Annotated in this window: 7 protein-coding genes and 1 pseudogene; all 8 read left to right on the top strand. The window is 71.4% G+C overall.

What is annotated here, in order from left to right:
• Positions 1-170 precede the first annotated feature (170 nt).
• Positions 171-332 carry a hypothetical protein gene (locus BGN97_RS17070; RefSeq protein WP_292704237.1) on the top strand — a complete coding sequence of 54 codons (162 nt, stop codon included), beginning with the start codon at positions 171-173 and terminating at the stop codon, positions 330-332.
• Between the two features lie 48 nt (positions 333-380).
• Positions 381-530 carry a hypothetical protein gene (locus BGN97_RS17065; RefSeq protein WP_285637140.1) on the top strand — a complete coding sequence of 50 codons (150 nt, stop codon included), beginning with the start codon at positions 381-383 and terminating at the stop codon, positions 528-530.
• 103 nt (positions 531-633) lie between these two features.
• Positions 634-1674 carry an ABC transporter gene (locus BGN97_RS17060; RefSeq protein WP_292704233.1) on the top strand — a complete coding sequence of 347 codons (1041 nt, stop codon included), beginning with the start codon at positions 634-636 and terminating at the stop codon, positions 1672-1674.
• Positions 1675-1713: 39 nt separating this feature from the next.
• Positions 1714-2208, top strand: a complete 495-nt coding sequence (locus BGN97_RS17055) for a hypothetical protein (protein WP_292704232.1) — start codon at positions 1714-1716, stop codon at positions 2206-2208.
• Between the two features lie 76 nt (positions 2209-2284).
• Positions 2285-2932, top strand: a complete 648-nt coding sequence (locus BGN97_RS17050; protein WP_292704230.1) for a spermidine/putrescine ABC transporter substrate-binding protein — start codon at positions 2285-2287, stop codon at positions 2930-2932.
• 132 nt (positions 2933-3064) lie between these two features.
• A complete protein-coding gene (locus BGN97_RS17045; protein ID WP_292704229.1) occupies positions 3065-3541 on the top strand; it encodes a DUF2975 domain-containing protein in 477 nt (158 codons plus the stop codon).
• Positions 3541-3756, top strand: coding sequence for a helix-turn-helix transcriptional regulator (locus BGN97_RS17040; RefSeq protein WP_285637125.1), 216 nt, complete (start codon positions 3541-3543; stop codon positions 3754-3756). Before BGN97_RS17045 ends, BGN97_RS17040 begins: the two co-directional genes overlap by 1 nt.
• Positions 3753-4477 (top strand): annotated as a pseudogene (locus BGN97_RS17035) (hypothetical protein); the annotation flags it as partial. The gene BGN97_RS17040 and the pseudogene BGN97_RS17035, both read left to right, overlap by 4 nt.

Raw genomic sequence — 4477 nt, 5'->3', positions numbered from 1 at the left:
CCCAGGGCGACCTGGCGTCGTGGACGGCGCGCACGCTGCGCAAGAACGTCGAGTGCCCGTCGCTCTCGCCCGACGGCACCCGGATCGCGTTCAAGAAGCGGGTCGATCCCGGCGTCGAGTCGCCCTGGCGGCTGTACGTGCTGGATCTGGCGACCATGAAGGAGACGGCCGTGGCTGAGGACCGCAGCGTCGACGATCAAGCGGCCTGGCTCGATGACGGCACGCTCGCATATGCCGTCGACGACGGGGTCTGGTCCGTGCCCTCCGACGGCACAGGCGCGCCGAGGCTCCTCGCCCCGGGGGCGTCGTCGCCGGCGATGGTGCGACCCTGATCGGCGTTGCGCTCGCCCGTTGACGAACGCCGGGCGTATCGTGGCGCCATGACCGCACGCGTGGGGGGAAGGAGCCTGGCGATCAGCTGGATCGTCGGGCTCCTCTGCGCGGCGACGGTGGCGGGCCTGCTGTGGCTCGCCCTGGGAGCGGGACCCGGGTTGCTGTTCATCCTCGAGCAGATGGTCGGCGGCGGCTGACGTCCGCCGGACGGCGAAGCACCGACACGTCGGCACGCCTGCGAGGCGCGCGTTTGCGCGCGCGTTACCCTCGCTGTGCACCTTATCCAGGAGAGGCGAGGCCATGAGCGACCCCGAGGTTCCCCAGAACGACAAGCCGAACGACATCGACGACGTCGTCGGAAGCGCCAACGAGGGTCTCGACGCCGCCGCCGCGGCCCGCGCCGAAGCCCCCGCCGACTCCGCCGAGCCGCACTCCGACGCCGACATGGAGGCATTCGCCGCCGCCGAGCGCGACTACCCCGGAACGTTCGGCGCAGCCGACTCCGCCGAGTCGCGGTCCGCTTCGGAGCAGACCGCGGATGCCGATGAGGCGCCTGCGGTAGACGCGGCACCCGCCGACGAGGACGTGAAGCCCGCCGACGTCGGGCGGGACTACTCGTACTCCTCCGGTTCGGACACCGGCGAGATCGCCACCTCGCACGTGAGCGACACCCCGACCGTCGCGGACACCGCCTACGGAGCAGGGGCCGCAGCAGCGGCATCCGCAGCCGAGACCCACGTCCTGCCCGCCGAGCCGGTCGCCCCGCCCGCGGCCCCGCAGCCGATCTTCGTCCAGGCCCCCGAGCCGCCTCGGGAGCTGGGCAACCGCGGCGCCGCAGGCGGCATCGGTCTGGTCGCGGCCGTGGTCTTCGCCATCCTGTACCTCGGCGCGATCCTGGGTCTCGGCGCCCTCGCCGGCGACGTCACGGGTGAGAACATCGGCGAGGCCGCGCTCAAGCCGCTGACGACGTGGGCCTTCTGGGTTCCTGTGGTCGTCTTCTGGCTGGCGTTCTGGCTGCTCGGCGCCTTCGTCAACCGTGCCCGCTGGGGCAAGTGGGTCATTCTGGGCCTGCTCGTGGCCGCAGCCACCTACGGCGGCCACATCCTGGGCCAGCTGTTCCAGGCGCCGTTCTGGAGCATCGCCCCCAGCAAGTCGGCCGAGATCGTCAACGAGCAGCTGCTCGCGCCGCTCGCGATCGCCGCCTTCCTGTTCGCCCGCGAGCTCACGATCTGGTTCGGCGCGTGGGTCGCACGCAGCGGCGCCAAGAAGAAGGCGCTGAACGCGGAGGCGCAGGCCGAGTACGAGCGCACCCTCGAGGCGGGCCCCAGCGCGCTGCGCTGAACCGCCCTCCACCCACGCGCACGCGCGTAAGGTGGCGCCATGACCACCACCGGAGACCCCCACGGCACACCGCCGCAGGGGGTCTCCGCGTCTCTGTCGCTGGTGATCGGCTTCGTCTCGTTCGCCGCGCTGTGCATCCTGGGTCTGGGGATGCTGAGCTTCTTCGCCGACATCGACATCCTCGCGGTGCCGGGGCTGGACTGGTGGCCGGGCATCGTCGGCATGTTCGGCGCGATCAGCGCCTTCTCCTGGATGCTGTGGCCGACGCTGTCCCGCGGACGGGCGTCGTTCCTTGCAGTGCCTTCCGTGGCGCTGGTGACCGCGGTCGCGCATCTCGTGCTCGTCTGGCTCAGCGCACTGCTGAGCGGGGCGGGCACCGACTCCGCACTCGAGGCCGTCGGGCAGCTGATCTCGCGCGGCTCGAGCGCCGTGCTGCTGGGAGCGGCCCTCATCGCCGCCTGGATCGCGATCGCCCTGCGCCGCACGAAGGCGGCCGCCCCGCACTGGCCGTGGGAGCGCGGCGACGAGGAATGACGCCGCGACGGCGACGGCGACGGATGACACGCGCGGATGCCGCGCCGCGAAGCGCTCCGGGCCGTACCCTGTAACCGTGGAGCGGTCGTTGGAAACCCAGGTGGGCCAGGCAGTCGACGCCTGGCTGCGCTGGGTGCCGCGCTGGGAGCCCGCCACGCACCGGGGGCGGGTCGCTCCGTGCCGCCGCTGCCTGGGGTCGCCGATCCTCTCCGCCGCGGGGATCGGAGGGAACGTCCCGCACGGGGTGCAGCACGGTCTGTCCACCCGCATCAAGGCGATCGTCGACCACGCCGTCGCGGAGTACACGGCGCGCAACCTGCCGATGCTGCAGGCCGAGCTCGACCATCAGGCCGACCGCAACCGCTCGCGCACGTACCGTCCCGCCGAGGGCCTGGACCCCGAGTACGAAGGGATGCCGCTGGACCCCGACCCGGTGCCGGGTGCGCCGTTCCTGTTCACCGTGGCGGGTCTCGCGGATGAGGCGTCCGCGGAGCTGCCGCCGCTGCCTCCGCTGAGCGACGAGGCGAAGGCCGCTCTGCGCCAGGAGGTCGCGCTCGCCGACGAGTACGCGAACATGATCGGTCGGGAGATCTGCGGCATCCTGCTGCGGCACCGGCTGAGCGTGCAGGCGGCGATCTCACAGTACGTCGAGCCGCAGATCGAGGCGATGCTGGCCGAGCTCAGCGAGGCGCTGGACTCGCCCTTCGATCCCGACTCCCCATAACGTCGCGCTTCGATCCGCCCGGTGACGTGCGGCCGCGAGGATGCTGGGAATCATTCGCACCCGCTTGAGTTCCTATGCATCCGCTGGCTATCGTTTTTCGATAGATAGTTGTTGTCTTTCGATAGGAGCGCCATGCAGCCCGTCGCCACACTCCTGCTCAGGGCGATGATCGCCGTGCTGATCGCACTGCTGGTCTTCGTCCAGGTGGTCATGATCCCCGGCGTCGCCGACGAGACCGCGCGCCGCAATCCCGGCCTCGCGTATCTCGAGGTCCCCGGGATCATCGGCGCGGTGCTGTTCCTCGCCCTGGTCCAGATCGTGCTGGTCTGCGTGTTCGCGCTGCTGTCGCTGGTGCGCGCCGACCGCATCTTCAGCCCGCACTCCTTCCGCTGGGTCGACATCATCATCGGCACGATGCTGGCCGCCGCCGCGCTTCTCGTCGCCTCGTTCATCGTGCTGGCGAAGGACGGCGCGGTGAACCCCAGCATCCTGGTGCTCGCCGTGTTCGGCGTGGTGGTGAGTCTCTCGCTGGCGCTGCTGGTCAGCGTGATGCGGGGCCTGCTGCGCAAGGCGCTGCAACTCGAGCAGGACCTGTCCGAGGTGGTCTGATGCCCATCGTGATCGACATCGACGTGATGCTCGCCCGTCGCAAGATGAGCGTGCAGGAGTTCGCCGATGCCATCGGCATCACCCCGGCGAACGTGGCGGTGCTGAAGAACGGGCGGGCCAAGGCCGTGCGCTTCACCACGCTGGACGCGATCTGCCGGGTGCTGGAGTGCCAGCCCGGCGACATCCTGAGATACGAGCCGAGGGGGCGCTCATGAAGTGGTCGGATGCCGCGATAGAGCGGTTGAACGATGCGCGGCTCTGCCCGCTGTGCGAGATGTCGCATCTCGTGCAGGGGCACTGCGCGCACTGCGGGGCCGATCTGAGCGGGCCTCAGGGCGTCGCGCTCTGGAACGCCTCGACGCTGGCGGCGGAGTCGCTGCGCGCCCGTGAGGCGCTGCTCGCGACTGTCCCGAAGCTGATACCCGTCCCGAGGCTGGTGCCGGTGCCGACCGCGGTGGGCGCCGTCGCGCCTCCGATGGGCCAGGCGGAGCAGCCCTCGGTCGTGCAGGTGGCACCGCCCGTGGTCTCGCAGGCCGGGCCCGTTCCGGGCGCCGTCGGCGTGCAGCCCCTGCGGCCGTCGCCGCCCGCGGCCGACGGCGCGAGCCTGCAGTCGGTGCTCGCCACCGCCGGGGCGGGGCTGTTCGCGGTCGCCGCGATCGTGTTCACCTTCTTCAACGCCGAGCTGGCCGACCGCGCGGTGCGCAGCTGGATCATCGCGGGAGTGACGCTGGCGTTCCTGGGCGGCGCGTGGCTGCTGGCACGGCGTCGACTGCAGTCGTCTGCGGAGGCCGTCGGAGGACTCGGCCTGGTGTTCGTCGGCCTCGACGTGCAGGCAGTCGCCGGCTCGTTCCCGGGCGCCGGCTCGGCATGGACCTCCGCCGCGATCGCGACGGCCGCGGCAGGCCTCCTGATGCTCGCCGCCGCACTGCGCGCCCG

This window comes from Microbacterium sp. 69-10, from assembly GCF_001897945.1.
Taxonomy (GTDB): domain Bacteria; phylum Actinomycetota; class Actinomycetes; order Actinomycetales; family Microbacteriaceae; genus Microbacterium.
Note: the sequence above shows the minus strand (reverse complement) of the source record. Positions and strands in the feature narration are given on the sequence as shown.